Annotated in this window: 17 protein-coding genes; 10 read left to right on the top strand and 7 right to left on the bottom strand. The window is 71.6% G+C overall.

Annotated elements, in window-relative coordinates; genetic code table 11:
- The first annotated feature begins 105 nt into the window (after nucleotides 1-105).
- Nucleotides 106-834, top strand: a complete 729-nt coding sequence (gene thyX, locus ABD333_RS15315; protein ID WP_344541436.1) for an FAD-dependent thymidylate synthase — start codon at nucleotides 106-108, stop codon at nucleotides 832-834.
- 64 nt (nucleotides 835-898) lie between these two features.
- On the opposite strand, the gene ABD333_RS15310 is transcribed toward thyX, so the two are convergent.
- Nucleotides 899-1,285, bottom strand: a complete 387-nt coding sequence (locus ABD333_RS15310) for a VOC family protein (RefSeq protein ID WP_344541434.1) — start codon at nucleotides 1,283-1,285, stop codon at nucleotides 899-901.
- Nucleotides 1,286-1,370: 85 nt separating this feature from the next.
- Here ABD333_RS15310 and ABD333_RS15305 point away from each other — a divergent pair, with 85 nt between their 5' ends.
- Nucleotides 1,371-2,096 (top strand): dienelactone hydrolase family protein, encoded by a 726-nt coding sequence (locus ABD333_RS15305; RefSeq protein WP_344541433.1) that lies wholly within the window; start codon nucleotides 1,371-1,373, stop codon nucleotides 2,094-2,096.
- A gap of 26 nt (nucleotides 2,097-2,122) precedes the next feature.
- Here the strand turns inward: ABD333_RS15305 and ABD333_RS15300 are convergent, their stop codons facing one another.
- Nucleotides 2,123-2,326 carry a PaaI family thioesterase gene (locus ABD333_RS15300; protein ID WP_344541431.1) on the bottom strand — a complete coding sequence of 68 codons (204 nt, stop codon included), beginning with the start codon at nucleotides 2,324-2,326 and terminating at the stop codon, nucleotides 2,123-2,125.
- A gap of 254 nt (nucleotides 2,327-2,580) precedes the next feature.
- Here ABD333_RS15300 and ABD333_RS15295 point away from each other — a divergent pair, with 254 nt between their 5' ends.
- Both ABD333_RS15295 and ABD333_RS15290 read left to right on the top strand, forming a co-directional pair.
- On the top strand, nucleotides 2,581-3,387 hold the full coding sequence (locus tag ABD333_RS15295; RefSeq protein ID WP_344541579.1) for a helix-turn-helix domain-containing protein: 807 nt from the start codon (nucleotides 2,581-2,583) through the stop codon (nucleotides 3,385-3,387).
- Nucleotides 3,388-3,395: 8 nt separating this feature from the next.
- Nucleotides 3,396-4,463, top strand: a complete 1,068-nt coding sequence (locus ABD333_RS15290; RefSeq protein WP_344541429.1) for an MBL fold metallo-hydrolase — start codon at nucleotides 3,396-3,398, stop codon at nucleotides 4,461-4,463.
- A gap of 60 nt (nucleotides 4,464-4,523) precedes the next feature.
- Here the strand turns inward: ABD333_RS15290 and ABD333_RS15285 are convergent, their stop codons facing one another.
- The gene (locus ABD333_RS15285) at nucleotides 4,524-5,666 is read right to left on the bottom strand and encodes a globin domain-containing protein (RefSeq protein ID WP_344541427.1); all 1,143 of its coding nucleotides are present in this window, start codon (nucleotides 5,664-5,666) and stop codon (nucleotides 4,524-4,526) included.
- A 561-nt stretch (nucleotides 5,667-6,227) separates the two neighbouring features.
- Here ABD333_RS15285 and ABD333_RS15280 point away from each other — a divergent pair.
- From ABD333_RS15280 to ABD333_RS15270, 3 genes are read left to right on the top strand one after another with little or no spacing between them, the layout of a single operon-like run.
- The gene (locus tag ABD333_RS15280; protein WP_344541577.1) at nucleotides 6,228-6,980 is read left to right on the top strand and encodes a gamma-glutamyl-gamma-aminobutyrate hydrolase family protein; all 753 of its coding nucleotides are present in this window, start codon (nucleotides 6,228-6,230) and stop codon (nucleotides 6,978-6,980) included.
- 56 nt (nucleotides 6,981-7,036) lie between these two features.
- Nucleotides 7,037-7,987, top strand: a complete 951-nt coding sequence (locus tag ABD333_RS15275) for an alpha/beta hydrolase (protein WP_344541425.1) — start codon at nucleotides 7,037-7,039, stop codon at nucleotides 7,985-7,987.
- The gene (locus ABD333_RS15270; RefSeq protein ID WP_344541423.1) at nucleotides 7,984-8,817 is read left to right on the top strand and encodes an enoyl-CoA hydratase/isomerase family protein; all 834 of its coding nucleotides are present in this window, start codon (nucleotides 7,984-7,986) and stop codon (nucleotides 8,815-8,817) included. The genes ABD333_RS15275 and ABD333_RS15270 overlap by 4 nt, the downstream gene beginning before the upstream one ends.
- A gap of 9 nt (nucleotides 8,818-8,826) precedes the next feature.
- On the opposite strand, the gene ABD333_RS15265 is transcribed toward ABD333_RS15270, so the two are convergent.
- Together ABD333_RS15265 and ABD333_RS15260 are read right to left on the bottom strand one after the other, a co-directional pair.
- Entirely contained in the window at nucleotides 8,827-9,303 is a 477-nt protein-coding gene (locus tag ABD333_RS15265) for an OsmC family protein (protein WP_344541421.1), read from the bottom strand.
- Nucleotides 9,304-9,335: 32 nt separating this feature from the next.
- Nucleotides 9,336-10,517 carry an acyl-CoA dehydrogenase family protein gene (locus ABD333_RS15260; protein ID WP_344541419.1) on the bottom strand — a complete coding sequence of 394 codons (1,182 nt, stop codon included), beginning with the start codon at nucleotides 10,515-10,517 and terminating at the stop codon, nucleotides 9,336-9,338.
- Between the two features lie 140 nt (nucleotides 10,518-10,657).
- On the opposite strand from ABD333_RS15260, the gene ABD333_RS15255 reads away from it, so the two are divergent.
- Nucleotides 10,658-11,236, top strand: a complete 579-nt coding sequence (locus ABD333_RS15255) for a TetR/AcrR family transcriptional regulator (protein ID WP_344541418.1) — start codon at nucleotides 10,658-10,660, stop codon at nucleotides 11,234-11,236.
- Nucleotides 11,233-11,676, top strand: a complete 444-nt coding sequence (locus ABD333_RS15250) for a DUF6463 family protein (RefSeq protein WP_344541417.1) — start codon at nucleotides 11,233-11,235, stop codon at nucleotides 11,674-11,676. Before ABD333_RS15255 ends, ABD333_RS15250 begins: the two co-directional genes overlap by 4 nt.
- Here the strand turns inward: ABD333_RS15250 and ABD333_RS15245 are convergent.
- A complete protein-coding gene (locus ABD333_RS15245) occupies nucleotides 11,655-12,227 on the bottom strand; it encodes a TetR/AcrR family transcriptional regulator (RefSeq protein WP_344541416.1) in 573 nt (190 codons plus the stop codon). The two genes, ABD333_RS15250 and ABD333_RS15245, sit on opposite strands and share 22 nt — an antisense overlap.
- Nucleotides 12,228-12,344: 117 nt before the next feature.
- Between ABD333_RS15245 and ABD333_RS15240 the strand changes: the two genes are divergently transcribed.
- Nucleotides 12,345-15,548, top strand: a complete 3,204-nt coding sequence (locus ABD333_RS15240) for a carboxyl transferase domain-containing protein (RefSeq protein ID WP_344541415.1) — start codon at nucleotides 12,345-12,347, stop codon at nucleotides 15,546-15,548.
- A 46-nt stretch (nucleotides 15,549-15,594) separates the two neighbouring features.
- On the opposite strand, the gene katG is transcribed toward ABD333_RS15240, so the two are convergent.
- The gene (gene katG, locus ABD333_RS15235) at nucleotides 15,595-17,823 is read right to left on the bottom strand and encodes a catalase/peroxidase HPI (protein WP_344541414.1); all 2,229 of its coding nucleotides are present in this window, start codon (nucleotides 17,821-17,823) and stop codon (nucleotides 15,595-15,597) included.
- Between the last annotated feature and the right edge of the window lie 10 nt (nucleotides 17,824-17,833).

Here is a 17,833-nt window from a genome sequence, read left to right as displayed (position 1 = left end):
ATGAGTGTCACCCTGAGACGGGCATTACGCGCGCCACGCCCGAATACTGTCGGCGGGCGGCACTAAGGTTGCCGGGGCGGTTCACGAACGAGGAGGGAGATCCCGGTGGCGGTCGACGAGGTCGAGATCGAGTTTCGCGGCGACATGGTCGTCGAGCTGATCAAATCCGCGGCGTCGGACGCGGACGTGCTGTGGGCGGCGCGGGTGTCCACCAAGGGGGAGAGCTCGCTGGCCGAGATCCAGGCCGACCCCGAGCGCTCCAAGGGCCTGATCAACTATCTGATGCGCGACCGGCACGGCACGCCGTTCGAGCACTCCTCGATGACGTTCTACGTCAAGGCCCCCATCTTCGTCTTCCGTGAGTTCATGCGGCATCGCACGTTCTCCTACAACGAGGAGTCCGGCCGCTACCGCAAGCTCGACCCGGTCTTCTATGTTCCCGGCCCCGACCGCAAGCTGGTCCAGGAGGGCAAGCCGGGCAAGTACGTCTTCGTCGACGGGACGCCCGAGCAGCACAAGCTGGTGACCGAGGCCACCGAGGAGAGCTACCGGCAGTCCTACCGCGCCTACCTGGAGATGCTCGACGCGGGCGTGGCGCGCGAGGTCGCGCGCACGGTGCTCCCCGTCGGCCTCTACTCCTCGATGTACGCGACCTGCAACGCCCGCTCCCTGATGAACTTCCTCTCCCTGCGCACCAAGCGCGAGGACTCCACGTTCCCCTCGTTCCCGCAGCGCGAGATCGAGATGGTCGCCGAGCAGATGGAGGAGCAGTGGGCGGCCCTCATGCCGCTGACCCACGCCGCCTTCGAGGCCAACGGCCGCGTCTGCCCGTGACCGGAGCCGCCCACGGCCGGAGAGGCCCGATCGCCGGGGCGGTCCTGGCGCGCCGTTCTCCTCGTCACGCTCGGCGGGGGTTGCTGATCTCTATCAGGTTCCGGTCGGGGTCGCGGAGATAGACGCTGAGCAGAGGGCCCGTCGCGCCGGTGCGTTCGACGGGACCTTCCTCGATGGGTACGCCGTGCTCGGTGAGCTCCTCGACGACCTGCTCGATGGGGGTGGCGGCGATCAGGCAGAGGTCGGCGGTGCCGGGCAGGGCGTGCTCGGCCTTGGGCTCGAACTCGTGGCCGGCCCGGTGCAGGTTGATCTTGCTGTGGCCGAACGCGAGGGCCTGCCGGCCGTCACCGAACGAGACCGCCTCCATGCCCAGCACCCGGGTGTAGAAGTCGATCGCGGCGTCCAGGTCGGCGACGGTCAGCACCAGGTGGTCGATCCGGTCGATGCGCATGAAGATCACGATAGCCCGGTGATGCGCGTCACACTGGTCGGCCGGGTCTAGGCGTACGTTGTACGTAGGGTCAGGGTGGGGAGGCATGACGACCATCGGCATCCCTGTGGGATCACTGGAACTGCCCGGCCATCTCGCCGTCCCCGAGGGGGAGGGCCCGTGGCCCGGCGTCGTCGTTCTCTTCGAGGCGGTGGGCGCCACCGCCGACATGCGGGCCCAGGCCGACCGGCTCGCCGCCAACGGCTATCTGGCCGTGCTGCCCGACCTCTACAGCGGCAAGCCATGGGTGCGGTGCATCCGCAAGGCCATGCGCGACATGATCCGGGGTGAGGGTCCGGCCTTCGACGCCATCGAGGCCACCCGGCTCCTGCTGGCGGGCCGGGACGACTGCACGGGTGACGTCGGCGTGATCGGATTCTGCCTGGGCGGCGGGTTCGCGCTGGTGGCCGCGGCCAAGCACGACTTCCAGGCCGCCTCGGTCAACTACGGGATACTGCCTCGCGGTGACACCGCCAAGGCGCTGGAGGGAGCGTGCCCGATCATCGCCAGCTACGGCGCCGGCGACCGGACGCTGCGCGGTGCGGCGGCCAAGCTCGAACGGGCGCTCACCCAGGCGGGCGTGCCGCACGACGTCAAGGAGTATCCGGCGACCGGCCACGGCTTCCTGACCGGGACGGCGGTCCCCGCCCCGCTGGCGCCGGTGCTGAAGGTCGTGATGGGTCTCGGAGAGGGAAAGGAGAACGCCGGCGACGCCTGGGAGCGCATCTTCTCCTTCTTCGGCGAGCACCTCCGCAAGGAATCTACAACGTAAAGGTGCTGGGCGGGCCGGGTCCAGGCTCAGGACCTGAGAACGGCCTGGGTCTGCGTCACCTGGGCGACCCGCCTGCCCTCGGCGTCGTACAGGTCGGTCTGCACGACGATCGACGTGCGCCCCACATGGAGCGGCCGTGCCACGGCGCGCACATGCCCGGAACGCACGGCGCGGAAGAAGTTGGTCTTCGACTCAAGCGTGGTCGTCGACGCGCCGGGCCGGCGTCCCATGCCAGGCGCCCGGTGACCTCGCCGGGCGCCGCGGCGTCGATCTCGACGCCGAGCGCGCGGGCGAACGGCATGGCGTCGACCAGCTGGCCGGGGGTGATCTCGGTGGTCATCGTTCTCCTCGGGGGCTCGGCGTGGGATCGACCTTCGCGCCCGGAGCGCGTCCGGGTCCATTACGCCGGAGGTAATAGTGAGCCGCATTACATGCGAGGTAATCGTGCTCGTGACGTGGCGCCAGTAGCGTCGTGGGCGTGACGATGACGACTTCGCTCAGCGACGTGCGGCCGATCGGGGAGCAGCTGCGCGCCTGGCGCCAGCGGCGGAGGCTGAGCCAGCTGGAGCTGGCCTCGGCGGCCGACGTGTCGACCCGCCATCTGAGCTTCGTGGAGACGGGGCGTTCGGTGCCGAGCCGGGAGATGGTCCTGCGGCTGGCCGAGCATCTGGAGGTGCCGCTGCGCGACCGCAACCTGCTGCTGGTCTCGGCGGGCTACGCGCCGGTGTACGCCGAGACGCCGATGGAGGAGCCGCGGATGGACTCGGTCCGGTCGGCGCTGCGGCTCGTCCTGGACGCGCACGAGCCGTTCCCGGCGGTGGTGGTGGACCGGTTCTGGAACCTGATCGACGCCAACGGCGCCGCGGGCCTGTTCATGGAGGGGGCACCGCCCGAGCTGCTGGAGCCGCCGGTGAACGTGCTGCGGCTCAGCATGCATCCGGAGGGCATGGCCAGGAACATCCTCAACCTGGGGGAGTGGCGCGCCCACATGGTCGACCGGGTGCGCCGGCACGTGGCGCTCACCGCCGACGAGTCCCTCGCCCAGCTCTACCGCGAGCTGCGCGACTACCCGGGCACCGATCCGGTGGCCGAGGCCGTGGTGACGCCCGCCGGCAACGAGGTCGTGGTGCCGCTGCGGATGCGGCTGGACGGCGAGGAGCTGTCGTTCATCGGCACGATCGCCACGTTCGGCTCGCCGGTCGACATCACGGTCGCCGAGCTCGCCATCGAATCGTTCTACCCGGCCGACCCGCGGACGACCGACTTCCTCCGGCGCCGCGCGGGCTGGTGAGGCGGCCGATGAAGATCACGGGGACGTTGCAGCACCAGGCGTGGCAGGACAAGGTCCTGCCGCCGGTCGAGCAGATCCGCCCGGGGTTGTGGTCGATCCCGGTACCGCTGCCCGACAACCCGCTGCGGTACGTCCTGGTGTACGGGCTGGAGCTGCCGGACGGGATCGCCATCGTGGACGCGGGCTGGGACACGCCCGAGGCGTGGGAGGCGCTCCGCGGGGGCCTGCGGACCGCCGGCTACGACATCACCGACGTCAAGGCCGTGCTGGTCACCCATCTGCATCCCGATCACTACGGGCTCGCGGGGCGCGTCCGGGAGGAGTCGGGGGCCTGGGTGGCGCTGCATCCTGCGGACGCCGGGCTGCTGCGTGAGCGTTACCGCGACTTCGACGGTCTCATCGAGGCGATCCGCCGTCAGATGACGCTGCACGGCGTGCCCGAGGAGGAGGCCGGGCCGCTGGCCGACGCGTCCCGCCGGATCCTGCCGCTGGTGCGGCACACCGACCCGGAACTGCTGCTGGAGGACGGCGAGCAGGTGCCGATCGGCGGCTGGAACCTGCGCACCGTGTGGACGCCCGGTCACTCGCCGGGGCACGTGTGCTTCCTCGAACCGGACCGGCGGCTGCTGCTGTCGGGCGACCACGTGCTGCCGCGCATCACCCCGGCGATCGCCGTGCACCCGCAGCAGCGGCACAACCCGCTGGCCGACTTCTACGACTCGCTGGACAAGGTGCGCACTCTCGACGTGGAAGAGGTGCTGCCGGCCCACGAATACCGGTTCGCGGGGCTCGCCGACCGGGTCACGGCCCTGGCGGAGCACCACACCGCCCGCCTCGACGAGATCGCGCTGGAGGTCGTCAAGGCGGGCACGGAGGGCGCGACCGCGTGGGAGATCGCGCAGCGGCTGACGTGGTCACGGCCCTGGCCGCGGATCCAGCCGTTCATGCGCCGGACCGCGATGCTGGAGACGCTCGCGCACCTGGTGATGCTCGGCGCGCAGGACCGGGTGACCGCGCTCGACGACGACCACGGCCCGTGCCGCTGGCGGGCGATCCCCTCCGTCGACCAGGCCTGAACGGCCCGTCCGTTGAGGCCGCCCCGGCCTGACCACACCAGGCCGGGGCGGAAGTGCGAACTAGGGCCGGGCGCCTGTCCCGTGCAGCGCCTCCTCGGCGCCGAGGAGGTCGTGGTGGATGCGGGCCGGTGGCACACCGAGCCGCTGGAGCTCGCCGACCGAAGTCCGGATCATGTCGGTCGGGCCGGACACGTACACATCGTGGTCGTCCCAGCCGTCGAACCGGCAGAGCACGTCGGGCAGGCGGCCCCGCATGCCGTCGAAGTCCGGTTCCTCGGAGAGAACGGGGATCACCCGGAGCCCGGGGCAGCCGGACTCCAGCAGGCGCAGCTCGGGCAGGTCGTACAGGTCGCGTTGGGTGCGCGCGCCCACCAGGAGATGGATGGCGCGCCGCCGTCCGGACATGACGGCCTGCTCGGCCAGTGCCTTGGCCGGGGCCAGGCCCGTCCCTCCGGCGATGAGCAGCAGGTCTCGGCCGGAATCGGGGTCGAGCGTCATGGTGCCCAGGGCCGGGCCGAGCAGCACGCTGTCGCCCGTCCTGGTGTGCCTGACCAGGGCGCCGCTGACCCAGCCGCCGGGCACCGCCCGGACGTGCAGGCGCACCATGCCGTCCGAGCGCGGGGCGTTGGCGATCGAGTAGGGCCGCCAGACACGCGGCCAGCGGGCGCTCTGCACCGTGAGGTACTGCCCGGCGGTGAACGGGAAAGGCTGGCCGGGCCGCAGGGTCAGCACGGCCAGGTCATGGGATCGGCGGTCGTGGTCGTGCACCTCGGCCACCCACCAGGGCGGCGCCTGAGCCGCGTCCTCGTCGGCGGCGGCGAGCATCAGCGTGCTCGCCTCCCGGTAAGCGGCGATCCAGGCGGCCTCGATCTCCGGCGTCCAGTCGTCGCTGAACCTGCGCAGCGTCGCGATGAGCGCGGCCCCCACGGCCGGGTAGTGCTCCCGCAGAACGCCGAACTTGCGGTGGTCGCGGCCGAGCTGCGAGAGATAGGCCGCGAGCGCGCCGGGGCTGTCCAGGCTCCATACGATCTTCGTGAGCGCGTGAAAGAGGCGGTCGCGCTGGACGTCCATTGCGGGTGGAAACAGGGCGCGCAGCCGCGGATTCTCCGCGAAGAGGCGGCCATAGAAATAGGCGGCCGCCTTGTCGCCGGATGTCCCGAGTTGTGTGAAATTCTCTTTGACGACGCGGGGTTCCAATGACATTTGCCAAGCTCGCCCCCTGGCTTTGTCTTCCGGGATCTCGCCGTTCCCCAGCGCTTCCAGCGCCCGCGAGCGGCCCGGCCTGAGGAGATTCTCGCACCCAAAGCCGCTGGTACTCAACCGATTCGTGGCAAGGCCCGCGCTTACCCACTTACTGTAATCGGATTATTATTCTGCGTAATCGCGACTGAAGAGTGCCAGGGTAGGCATACTGATCGGTATTCAACTTCCCCGGTTGCGGTCAGTTGATCGTCACGATGAATAACGTTCCCAGCGTGCGGAAGTGACGCGTCGCGAATGGGCCGCAATGATCTCCCGAGAAGGCGGGGTGCGAACTGGTGGAAAAACTTCATCCCGGGTATGAAGTTTCTGAATTCGTGGCCGGGGAGGCAGGGTTGGGCCGCGTGGACCAGGGGATTACGGCAGGCTGGGACGGCATCGGACCTGGGGTGGGACGGTCCGAAATCCGGGGTCATGCGTCATCATGACCTGGGTGAACGCGGCGATTCGCCGCACTTCGGGCATCGAGCCGTGGCCAGGCTCACCGAGGAGGGGAACACAGGAATGCGCGAGGCGATCCGCGGGGCCCCGGGCCCCGATGCCGTCCCCGGCGGCTCTCCGCCGCTCATCGGCGTCACGACCTACCTCGAACCGGCCCGCTGGGGCGTCTGGGTCCGCGAGGCGGCGCTGCTGCCCGTGCCCTACGTGCGCGCGGTCGAACGGGCCGGCGGCGTCCCGGTCCTGGTGCCGCCGATGGCCGGCCTGCGCGGACTGGACAGCCTGGTCCGCGGGCTCGACGGCCTCGTCCTCGCGGGGGGCGGGGACCTCGACCCCGAGCTGTACGGCGCGGAACGGCACGAGGCGACCGGGCCGCCGCAGCCCCAGCGCGACCGGTTCGAGCTGGCCCTCGTCCGCGTCGCGGTGGAGGCCGACCTTCCGTTCCTGGCCGTCTGCCGGGGCATGCAGGTCCTCAACGTGGCGCGCGGCGGCACGCTGGTCCAGCACCTGCCCGAGGCCGTCGGCCACGAGGGGCACGCCCCCGCCGTGGGCATGATGGGCAGCCACCCCGTGCAGATCAGCGCCAACAGCACGATCGGCAAGATCCTCGGGGACGCGGCGGAGGTGCCGGCCTATCACCACCAGGCCGTGAGCCGGCTGGGCAAGGGCCTGGTCGCGGTCGCCTGGGCCACCGACCAGGTCGTCGAGGCCGTCGAGTTGCAGGGACACCGGTTCGGGCTCGGCGTGCAGTGGCACCCCGAGGAGGGCGACGACCGCCGCCTGTTCGAGGCCCTGGTCGCCGAGGCGTCCGGCCGCTGATCGTTGTCGTCTCCCGCGGGTAGATTCATGCCACGTCACCCGCCGGAGGTCGCCGCATGCCCCTGCACCCGCAGACCGCGAGATTCCTTGAGGACGTCCGTGCCCTGACGGCGTTCGGGGGACCCGAGCCCACGATCGAGGACATGCGCCGCGAACTGGGGGCGGCGCTCTTCACCGCGCGGCGCGACCTGCCGCACGTGCGCGACCTGACCGTCCCCGCGCCGGGCGGACCCGTGCCCGTGCGCCTCTACCGCCCCGTCCCGCCGGGCGGCCCGCCCCTGCCCGTGGTGGTCTACTTCCACGGCGGCGGCTGGGTGATCGGCGACCTGGAGAGTGTGGACGCCGCCTGCCGCGAGCTCGCGGCGCGCGCCCGCTGCGCGGTGCTCAGCGTGGACTACCGGCTCGCGCCCGAGCATCCGTTCCCCGCCGCCGTGGACGACGCGTGGGCGGTGACGGCCGGCGTCGTGCGCGACCCCGAGCCGTACGGCGCCGATCCCCGGGCCGTCGCCGTCGCCGGCGACAGCGCGGGCGGCAACCTCGCCGCCGTGGTCGCCCTGCTCGCCCGTGAACGCGCGGTGCCGCTCGTCCACCAGCTGCTCGTCTACCCGGTCACCGATACCGCCATGGACACCGCCAGCCACGCCGCGTTCGCCACCGGCTACGGCCTGGACGGTCCCGCGCTGCGCCGCTTCATGGAGCTCTACCGGGGCGCGGCCGATCCCGCCGACCCGAGACTGGCCCCGCTGCGCGCGCCCGACCTGTCCGGCCTCGCCCCGACCACGGTCATCACCGCCGAGTACGACATCCTCCGCGACGAGGGAGAGGCCTACGCCCGCAGGATGCGGGAGGCCGGGGTACCGGTCGAGCTGCGCCGTTTCGAGGGGGTCGTGCACTCGTTCTTCCTGCTTCCGGAGATCTTCGATGCCGGTGTGGAGGCGATGGACTTCGCCGTGCGACGATTGCGCGCGGCCTTCGACGTGATCTCCGGGGAGATGGGTGCGGCATGAGCAGCGGTGCGAATGAGGACGGCGCGGGTGGCGGCGGGCTGGAACGCTACGCGGCGTACCGGCGGCTGAAGATCGACTGGGCGGCGCCGCGGGTGCTGCGCGTCACGATCAGCAGCCCGGGCAAGCTCAACGCCGTCGACACCGTCGGCCACCGCGAGCTCGCCGCGATCTGGCGGGACGTCGACGCCGACGACCGCGTGCGCGCGGTGGTCGTGCGCGGCGAGGGCACCGCGTTCTGCGCCGGCGGCGACCTCGACATGATCGAGGAGATGATGACCGACCACGCGGTGCGCGCCCGGGTGCTGCGGGAGGCCCGAGACATCGTCATGAACATCATCGACTGCGGCACGCCGGTCGTCAGCGCGATCCAGGGACCCGCCGTCGGCGCGGGGCTGGCCGTGGCCCTGCTGGCCGACATCTCGGTCGCCGGGCGCACGGCCAAGCTGCTCGACGGCCACACCCGGCTCGGCGTCGCGGCCGGCGACCACGCCGCCGTCATCTGGCCGCTGCTGTGCGGCATGGCCAAGGCCAAGTACTACCTGCTGCTCAACGACGTGCTCACGGGCGAGGAGGCCGAGCGCATCGGGCTCGTCAGCCTGTGCGTTCCCGACGACGAGGTGCACGAGCGGGCGCTGGAGATCGCCGGGCGCCTCGCCGGCGGCGCCGCCGAAGCGGTGCGCTACACCAAGCACGCCCTCAACAACTGGCTGCGCATGGCCGGGCCGTCCTTCGACGCCTCGCTCGCGCTGGAGTTCCTCGGGTTCACCGGGCCCGACGTGCGCGAGGGCGTCGATGCCATCCGGGACAAGAGGCCCGCCCGCTTCGGCTGACCCCTCGCGTCAGGCCTCCGGTGCGCTCACCGTCGGCTCGTGATGCACCTTGAAGTTGACCGAGCGGGCGATGAAGCACATCTCATGGGCCCGCTCGTGCAGGGCCACGGCGTGGTCGGCGTCCGCCGGGTCGGTGATCGTCACGTGCGGCCGCAGCACGACCTCCTGGAAGTGGCCGCCGCCGTCGGGCGTCTCCAGCATCGTCCCGTACGGGCGGTCGGCGTACGCCGTGACGGTGATCTTGGCGCCCGCGCACAGATGCAGGTACCACAGCATGTGGCACTGCGAGAGCGCGGCGACCAGCAGCTCCTCGGGATTCCAGCGCGCGGGGTCACCGCGGAACGCCGGATCGGCGGAGCCGAGAAGGTCGGGCTTGCCGGCGGCGGCCACCACGTGGTCGCGTCCGAAGGCCCGGTATCCGCTGGTGCCCGTGCCGGTGTTGCCGGTCCAGGTGACTTCCAGCGCGTAGTGGTGTGTCTTCGGCATGCCGCCTCTCCTCCGTCGCCCGCCACGTGCGTTCAGTATGACTTGGGCAGGCCGAGCTCGTGCTGGGCGATATGGGCGAGCACGAGCTCCTCGGCGACCGGGATGTTCTTGGCGATCCGTGCGTCGCGGAACATGCGGGCCACCGGATACTCCAGCGAGTAGGCCATGCCGCCGTGCGTCTGGAACGCGCGGTCGGCGGCCTGCCACGACGCGTCGGCGGCGGTGAGCTTGGCGATGTTGGCCTCCGCGCCGCAGGGCCTTCCCCGGTCCCAGAGCCAGGCCGCCTTGTAGGTCATGAGCCGGGCCAGCTCGATCTGCGCCTTGACCCTGGCGAGCGGGAAGGCGACGGCCTGGTTGGCGCCGATGGGCGTGCCGAACGGGGCGCGTTCGCGCGCGTAGTCGCAGGCGACCTGGAGGACCAGCTCGCCGGAGCCCACGCCGCCCGCCGCGGCCAGGATGCGCTCGGGGTTGAGGATGTCCCACATCACCGCGAAGCCCTCGTCCACCTGGCCGAGGACCCTCTCGGCGGGGACACGGACGTCGTCGAGGAACACCATGCTGGAGGCGACGGTGTTGGTGCCGAGCTTGGGGATCGGCTGATAGGTGAGCGTGCCCTGGGCGACGGCGTCCTTGATGTCGACGAGCAGCACCGTGAATCCGGCCGTACGGGGCTTGGCCTCGGCCGCGGGGATCGTCCGGGTGACCAGGACCAGGAAGTCGGCGCGCTCCACCCCGGAGATCCAGATCTTCTGGCCGTTCACCAGGAAGTGGTCACCGTCGCGGCGGGCCTGCGTGGTGATGTTGATGGCGTTGCTGCCGGCGTCGGGCTCGGTGATGGCGAAGCAGGTCTCGATCTCGCCGGACACGATCCTCGGCAGGAACTCGCGCTTCTGCTCCTCGGTGCCGTGCCGCATGATGGTCAGCCCGCCGAACGCCGGGGTCAGCAGGTACATGAACGAGGCGGCACCGCCCGCGCCGCCGGCCGCGAGGCTCTCCAGGGCGACCGCGAGCTCCAGCAGCCCCTGGCCCGCGCCGCCGTACTCTTCCGGAACGGCGAGGCTGTGCCAGCCGCCCTGGACCAGCTCCCGCCAGACCTCCTCCGGCCAGCGCTTCTCCGCGTCGCACCGGTCCCAGTAGGCCTGGTCGTACTTCCCGGCGATCGCCCGCACGCCCTCCTGGACCGCGATCGCGCTCTCGGGCAGGTTGAAGTCCATTCGCGCCTCCTCCGCATGCCGTGCTGCCGCAAACGGTAGCCCATCCAGTAAGCGGACACTGACATCGCACCCGCCCTCCGGAACATGCCATACGGTTTGGTATGGTCGTGCCGTACCAAACGGTATGGAATGGTGAGGGCATGGCGAGCAGACGAGACTGGCTGGACGCGGGCCTGGCGATCCTGGCGGAACGGGGCGCCCCGGCGCTCACGATCGAGCGGCTCACCGAGCGGCTCGGGCTGACGAAGGGCTCGTTCTACCACCACTTCAAGGGGATGGGCGGCTACCGGACCGCGCTGCTCGCCCACTTCGAGGCTGAGAGCACGACCCGCTTCATCGAGCTCGCCGAGGCCGACCCGCACGCCCCGGCGCTGGCCCGGCTCGAACGGCTCCTCGACCTGGTGGTCGACAAGGACGAGCACGGGCCCGAGTTGGAGGTGGCGGTCCGCGCCTGGGCACAGCAGGACGCCGAGGCCCGCGACCTCCAGGAACGCGTGGACCGCACCAGGATCGGCTATCTGCGCGACCGCTGGCAGGAACTCACCGGCGACCCGGACGAAGCCGACCGGGTCGCGAACCTCTTCTACATGATCACGATCGGGGCGGAGCACGTCATCCCGCCGCTGGCGGGCGCCGACCTGCGCCGCCTCTTCGAACACGCCCTGCGCCTCGCCACCGGCGACCGCGCGGGCGCCCCTTCGCAGGAGGACGTCCCATGAGCAGTCCCGACCGCAGTGTTCCCCGGCCCACCGTCCCGTGGCTCATCATCGGGATCGCGATGATTCACACCGTCTACGCGTTCGTCACCATGGCGGGCACCTGGGGAGACATCGTCCAGGACGGCATCGTCGACTCGATCGGCGGCGACCCCGAACGCGAGTCCGCGCTCTGGTTCCTCTACGCGGGCGTCGGGTTCATGGCCATCGGCACCTTCGCCTACCGCGCGCTCCGCACCACCGGGCGCCTGCCCCTCCAGGTGGGCGTCTACCTGATCCTGGTCGGCGGGACCATGGCCGTCATCGACCCCGTCTCCGGAGGCCCGCTGGTGCTCGGCACCGGAATCCTCGCCCTGGCCACCGCCCGTTCCGCCGCGCCACGAGAGGATCGCGGCGCGCCGGACGCGGCGCACGCGACCGGTCAGCCCGGGGCGTCCAGGTAGCGCGTGACCATGCGGGCGATCAGGTCGGCCACGCGGTCGGGCGGCTCGGTGGGCAGCACGATGTGGCTCATCGTCAGCCGGACGGCGGCCTCGGCGATCTCGGTGAACGCCTCGCGGTCGAGCTCGGGCCACTCCGCCAGCGCGTGCTCGATGATGCGGGTCCGCGCGGTGAACAGCACGGGCTCGGCCCGGGTGGTGAGGAGGGGGAGCAGCTCGTCGCCGCCGGCGCCCGTCAGCACCACCTTCTTGATCGGGTCGTCGGCGGACAGCTCCAGCGTGAACCGCACCGCGGCGGCGACGGCGGAGTAGAGGTCGTCGCTGTGCTCGGTGAGGATGCGGTCGATGCCGTCCACGTACCGCTCGTTGTCGCGCATGACCACCGCCTGGGCCATGCCCCACTTGTCGCCGAACTCGTTGTAGACGGTCTGCCTGCTCACGCCCACGGCGGCGGCCACGTCCTGCATCCGGACGCCCCGGTAGCCGCGCCGGACGAGCAGCTCGGCCGCCGCGTCCAGCAGTGAGTCGCGGAGGGAGGCGCGGTCTCCGGTCATCTGGGGCACTCCCTTCCTGTCAAGGCGCCGGTGGCCATTATCGTCTGGGCAGAGTTGCCGAGGAGCGTCTGACACTGAATCGTGCCCTTGGGACGAGGGTGTTCGGTCCATGCGCGAATGAGCACGTCCGGATACGGGAGGGTCATGAACGGCATCCTGGTGGCCAACCGGGGCGAGATCGCCGTCCGGGTGATGCGCGCGGCGGCCGAGCTGGGCATCAGGACGGTCGCGGTGCACACCCGCGACGACGCCGCGGCCCTGCACACGCGACGCGCCGGCGAGAGACGAGAGCTGCCCGGCGAGGGCGCCTCGGGCTATCTGGACGCCGACGCGATCCTCGCCGCGGCCAAGGACCGCGGCGTCACCGCGATCCACCCCGGTTACGGGTTCCTGAGCGAGAACGCCTCGTTCGCGGCGCGATGCGCCGGCGCCGGGCTGACCTTCGTCGGGCCGCGGCCCGAGCTGCTGGAGCTCTTCGGCGACAAGACCAGGTCGCGGCGGCTGGCCGCCGAACTCGGCGTGCCGGTGATGCCGGGCACGAGCGGGCCGACGTCGCCGGCGGAGGCGCGGGCGTTCGCGGTGGAGCACGGACCGGTGATGCTCAAGGCGCTCGCGGGTGGCGGCGGGCGCGGCATGCGCGTGGCCGAGACGGCCGCCGAGGTGCCCGAGGCGTACGAACGGTGCCGCTCCGAGGCGTTCGCCGCGTTCGGCAACGGCGATCTCTACGTGGAACGGTACGCGCCGCACGCCCGGCACATCGAGGTGCAGATCGCGGGCGACGGCTCCGGCGCGGTCACCCATCTGTGGGAACGCGACTGCAGCGTTCAGCGGCGGCACCAGAAGCTCGTCGAGGTCGCGCCCGCGCCGTCGCTCGCCGCGGGCCTGCGCGACCGCCTGCTGGACGCTGCGGTGCGGATGGCCGCCCAGGTGCGGTACGGGAGTCTCGGCACGTTCGAGTTCCTCGTCGCGGGCGAGGAGTTCTGGTTCCTGGAGGCCAATCCGCGGTTGCAGGTCGAGCACACGGTCACCGAAGAGATCACCGGTGTCGACCTGGTGAAGACCCAGCTCCGGCTGGCAGGCGGTGCGAGCCTCGGTGACCTCGGGCTGGCGGGCCCTCCGGCGGCGACCGGCTGCGCCGTGCAGGTACGGGTCAACACCGAGACGCTGGACGCCGACGGGACGCCCAGGCCGCAGGCGGGCACGCTCACCGCGTTCGCCCCGCCCATGGGCCCGGGCGTGCGCGTCGACACCCACGGCTACAGCGGATACCAGACGAACCTGCGATACGACTCGCTGCTGGCCAAGGTGATCGTCCGTGCGGAGGACTTCCCGGCGGCGGTGGCCAGGGCCGGCGGCGCGCTCGGCGAGTTCGAGATCGGGGGAGTGGCGACGACCGTGCCGCTGCTCCAGGCGATCCTGCGGCACCCGGCGTTCGCCGCCGGCACGTTCGACACGGGGTTCGTCGCCGAGCACCTCGCGGAGCTGCCGACGAGCGCGCAGCGAAGCGGCGGCGGACCCGCGGCGCCCGCCGAGCCCGGGACGGTGCCGGTGGTCGCGCCGCTCCAGGGCACGGTGGTCAGCGTCGAGGTGGCCGAGGGCGAGCCCGTCCGGGCCGGGGCGCCCGTGGTGATCCTCGAAGCCATGAAGATGGAGCACGTCGTGCGCGCCGCCGCGTCCGGACTCGTCCGGGCGCTCGCCGTCGCGCCGGGCCAGACCGTCACCGACGGCGCCCCGCTGCTCTTCGTGGAGCCCGCGGAGACCGGCGGCGACCACGCCGACGACGAGGCCGAGATCGACCTGGACGAGATCCGCGCCGACCTCGCCGAGGTACGGCGCCGCCACGAGATCGGGCTCGACGCGTCCCGGCCCGAGGCGGTCGCGCGGCGGCACGCGCGCGGTCACCGGACGGCCCGCGAGAACATCGAGGACCTCTGCGACCCCGGCACGTTCACCGAGTACGGCGCGCTCGCCATCGCCGCGCAGCGGCAGCGGCGCTCGCTCGACGACCTCATCGAACGCACTCCCGCCGACGGCATGGTCTGCGGCGTCGGTGACGTCAACGGACATCAGTGCGTGGTCATGGCGTACGACTACATGGTGCTGGCCGGGACGCAGGGCTACCAGAACCACCGCAAGACCGACCGCATGCTGGAGCTCGCCGAACGCCGCCGCCTGCCGCTGGTCCTGTTCGCCGAAGGCGGCGGCGGGCGGCCCGGCGACACCGACACCACCACCGTGTCCGGGCTGGACGTCATGAGCTTCCACGCGATGGGCCGCCTGAGCGGAAAGGTCCCGCTGGTGGGGATCGCGTCCGGCCGCTGCTTCGCCGGGAACGCGGCGCTGCTCGGCTGCTGCGACGTCATCATCGCCACCCGCGACGCCAACATCGGCATGGGCGGTCCCGCGATGATCGAGGGCGGCGGGCTCGGCGTCTTCCGGCCCGAGGAGATCGGCCCGGCCGCTGACCAGGTGCCGAACGGCGTCATCGACGTGCTCGTGGAGGACGAAGCGGAGGCCGTGGCCGCCGCCAAGCGCCACCTGTCCTACTTCCAGGGAACGTCGGCGTCATGGACCTGCGACGACCAGCGGCTCCTCCGCCACGTCATCCCGGAGAACCGTCTGCGCGCCTACGACGTGCGCCGCGTCATCGAGCACCTGGCCGACACCGGCTCCGTCCTCGAACTGCGGCGCGGCTTCGGCGCCGGCGTCATCACCGCGCTCGTCCGCGTCGAGGGCCGCCCCCTCGGCCTGATCGCCAACAATCCCGTGCACCTCGGCGGCGCGATCGACCGCGACGCGGCCGACAAGGCCGCCCGCTTCCTCCAGCTCTGCGACGCGCACGGCCTGCCGGTCGTCTCGCTCTGCGACACCCCGGGCTTCATGGTCGGCCCCGACGCCGAGCGCACCGCCACCGTCCGGCACTTCAGCCGGCTCTTCGTGATCGGCGCCAACCTCCGCGTCCCGGTCGTCACGATCGTGCTGCGGAAGGGATACGGCCTCGGCGCGCAGGCCATGGCGGGCGGCAGCTTCAAGGCGCCGCTCGCCACCGTCGCCTGGCCGACCGGTGAGGTCGGCGGCATGGGCCTGGAGGGCGCGGTCCGGCTGGGCTTCCGCAAGGAGCTGGAGGCCGCGGACGACCCCCAGGCCCTGTTCGAGCAGATGGTCGCCGCGGCCTACGACCACGGCAAGGCCCTCAACGCGGCCTCCGTCTTCGAGCTCGACGACGTCATCGACCCCGCCGGCACCCGCCGCTGGATCACCACCGCCTTCGCGGGCGCCGAACCTCCCACGGCCCCGCGGCCCTGGATCGACACGTGGTGAAACGCCGGCGCGGGGGCGGCCCCCGCGCCGGCGTTCCGGCCGGCGATCAGCGCAGGTCGAACCGGTCGAGGTTCATGACCTTGTCCCACGCCGCGACGAAGTCGGTCACGAACTTCTCCTTGGCGTCGTCGCTCGCGTAGACCTCCGCGAGCGCGCGCAGCTCGGAGTTCGAGCCGAAGACGAGGTCGGCGCGGCTGGCGTTCCACTTGACCTGGCCCGAGGCGTCACGGCCCTCGAACGTGGTCGCGTCCTCCGACGTCGACTTCCACGTCGTGCCCAGTTCGAGCAGGTTGACGAAGAAGTCGTTGGTCAGGGTGCCGGGACGGTCGGTCAGGACGCCGAGCGGCGACTGCTGGTAGTTCGCGCCGAGGACGCGCAGGCCGCCGACGAGGACGGTCATCTCCGGAGCGCTCAGGTTCAGCAGGTTGGCCTTGTCGAGCAGCAGGTACTCGGCGGGCAGGCGGTCGCCCTTGCCGAGGTAGTTGCGGAAGCCGTCGGCCCTGGGCTCCAGGGCGGCGAACGACTCCACGTCGGTCTGCTCCTGCGAGGCGTCCACCCGGCCAGGCGTGAAGGGCACCTCGATCTCGAACCCTGCGTCCTTGGCCGCCTTCTCGACCGCCGCGCCGCCGGCGAGCACGATCAGGTCGGCGAGCGAGACCCGCTTGCCGCCGCTCTGCGCGGCGTTGAAGGACTGCTGGACGCCTTCGAGGGCGCTCAGCACCGTCGCCAGCCGGTCGGGCTCGTTGACCTCCCACCCGCTCTGCGGCTGCAGGCGGATGCGGGCGCCGTTGGCGCCGCCGCGCTTGTCGCTGCCGCGGAACGACGACGCCGACGCCCACGCGGTGGACACCAGCTGGGACACCGGCAGGCCGAGGGCGAGGACCTGCTCCTTGAGGGCGGCGACGTCCGCGGCGTCGATGAGGTCGTGCGTGCGGGCGGGCAGGGGGTCCTGCCACAGCAGCGTCTCGGACGGGACCTCCGGGCCGAGGTAGCGCACGACCGGGCCCATGTCACGGTGGGTCAGCTTGAACCAGGCCCGGGCGAAGGCGTCGGCCAGCTCCTCGGGGTGGTCGAGCCAGCGCCGCGTGATCTGCTCGTAGATGGGGTCGACGCGCAGCGAGAGGTCGGTCGTGAGCATCGTCGGGGCGACGCGCTTGGACGGGTCGTGGGCGTCGGGGACGGTGCCGTCTCCGGCGCCGTCCTTCGGCCGCCACTGGTTGGCGCCCGCGGGGCTCTGGAACAGCTCCCACTCGTAGCCGTAGAGGGTCTCCAGGAAGCTGTTGTCCCACTGCGTCGGGGTGGGCGTCCAGATGCCCTCCAGGCCGCTGGTGATCGCGTCCGCGCCCTTGCCGGTGCCGAAGGTGTTGCTCCAGCCGAGGCCCTGGGCCTCGATCGGGGCGGCCTCGGGGTCGGGTCCGACGTGCTCGGACGGGCCCGCGCCGTGGGTCTTGCCGAACGTGTGGCCGCCGACGATCAGGGCGGCCGTCTCCTCGTCGTTCATCGCCATCCGGCGGAACGTCTCGCGGATGTCGCGGGCCGCGGCCAGCGGGTCGGGGTTGCCGTTCGGGCCCTCGGGGTTGACGTAGATGAGGCCCATCTGCACCGCGCCGAGCGGCTCTTCGAGCTCCCGGTCGCCGGTGTAGCGCTCGTCGCCGAGCCAGGTGGTCTCCGGGCCCCAGTAGACGTCCTCGTCGGCCTCCCAGACGTCCGCGCGTCCGCCGGCGAAGCCGAAGGTCTCGAAGCCCATCGTCTCCAGCGCGACGTTACCGGTGAGGATCAGCAGGTCGGCCCACGAGATGTTCTGGCCGTACTTCTTCTTGACCGGCCACAGCAGGCGGCGGGCCTTGTCGAGGTTGCCGTTGTCGGGCCAGCTGTTGAGCGGCGCGAAGCGCTGCTGGCCGGCCCCGGCGCCGCCGCGGCCGTCGCTGATGCGGTAGGTGCCCGCGCTGTGCCACGCCATCCGGATCATGAACGGGCCGTAGTGGCCGAAGTCGGCGGGCCACCAGTCCTGCGAGGTCGTCAGGACCTCGGCGATGTCACGCTTCACGGCCGCGAGGTCGAGGTTCTGGAAGGCCTCGGCATAGTCGAAGTCCTCGCCCAGCGGGTTGGCCACGGGAGGGTTCTTGGCAAGGATCTTCAAATTGAGCCGCTCAGGCCACCACTGGCGGTTTCCGCCGCCCTGAGTCGGGTGCGGTGCGCGACCGTGCGCGACCGGGCAACCGCCCTCGCCCTCCGGCATGTCGTCGGTGACGATGGCGTCGTGGTTCTCGGTCATGGGAATCCTT

Origin of the sequence: Actinomadura fulvescens (assembly GCF_039533225.1) — a bacterium.
GTDB lineage: Bacteria > Actinomycetota > Actinomycetes > Streptosporangiales > Streptosporangiaceae > Spirillospora > Spirillospora fulvescens.
This window is presented reverse-complemented; position numbering and strand designations above follow the sequence as displayed.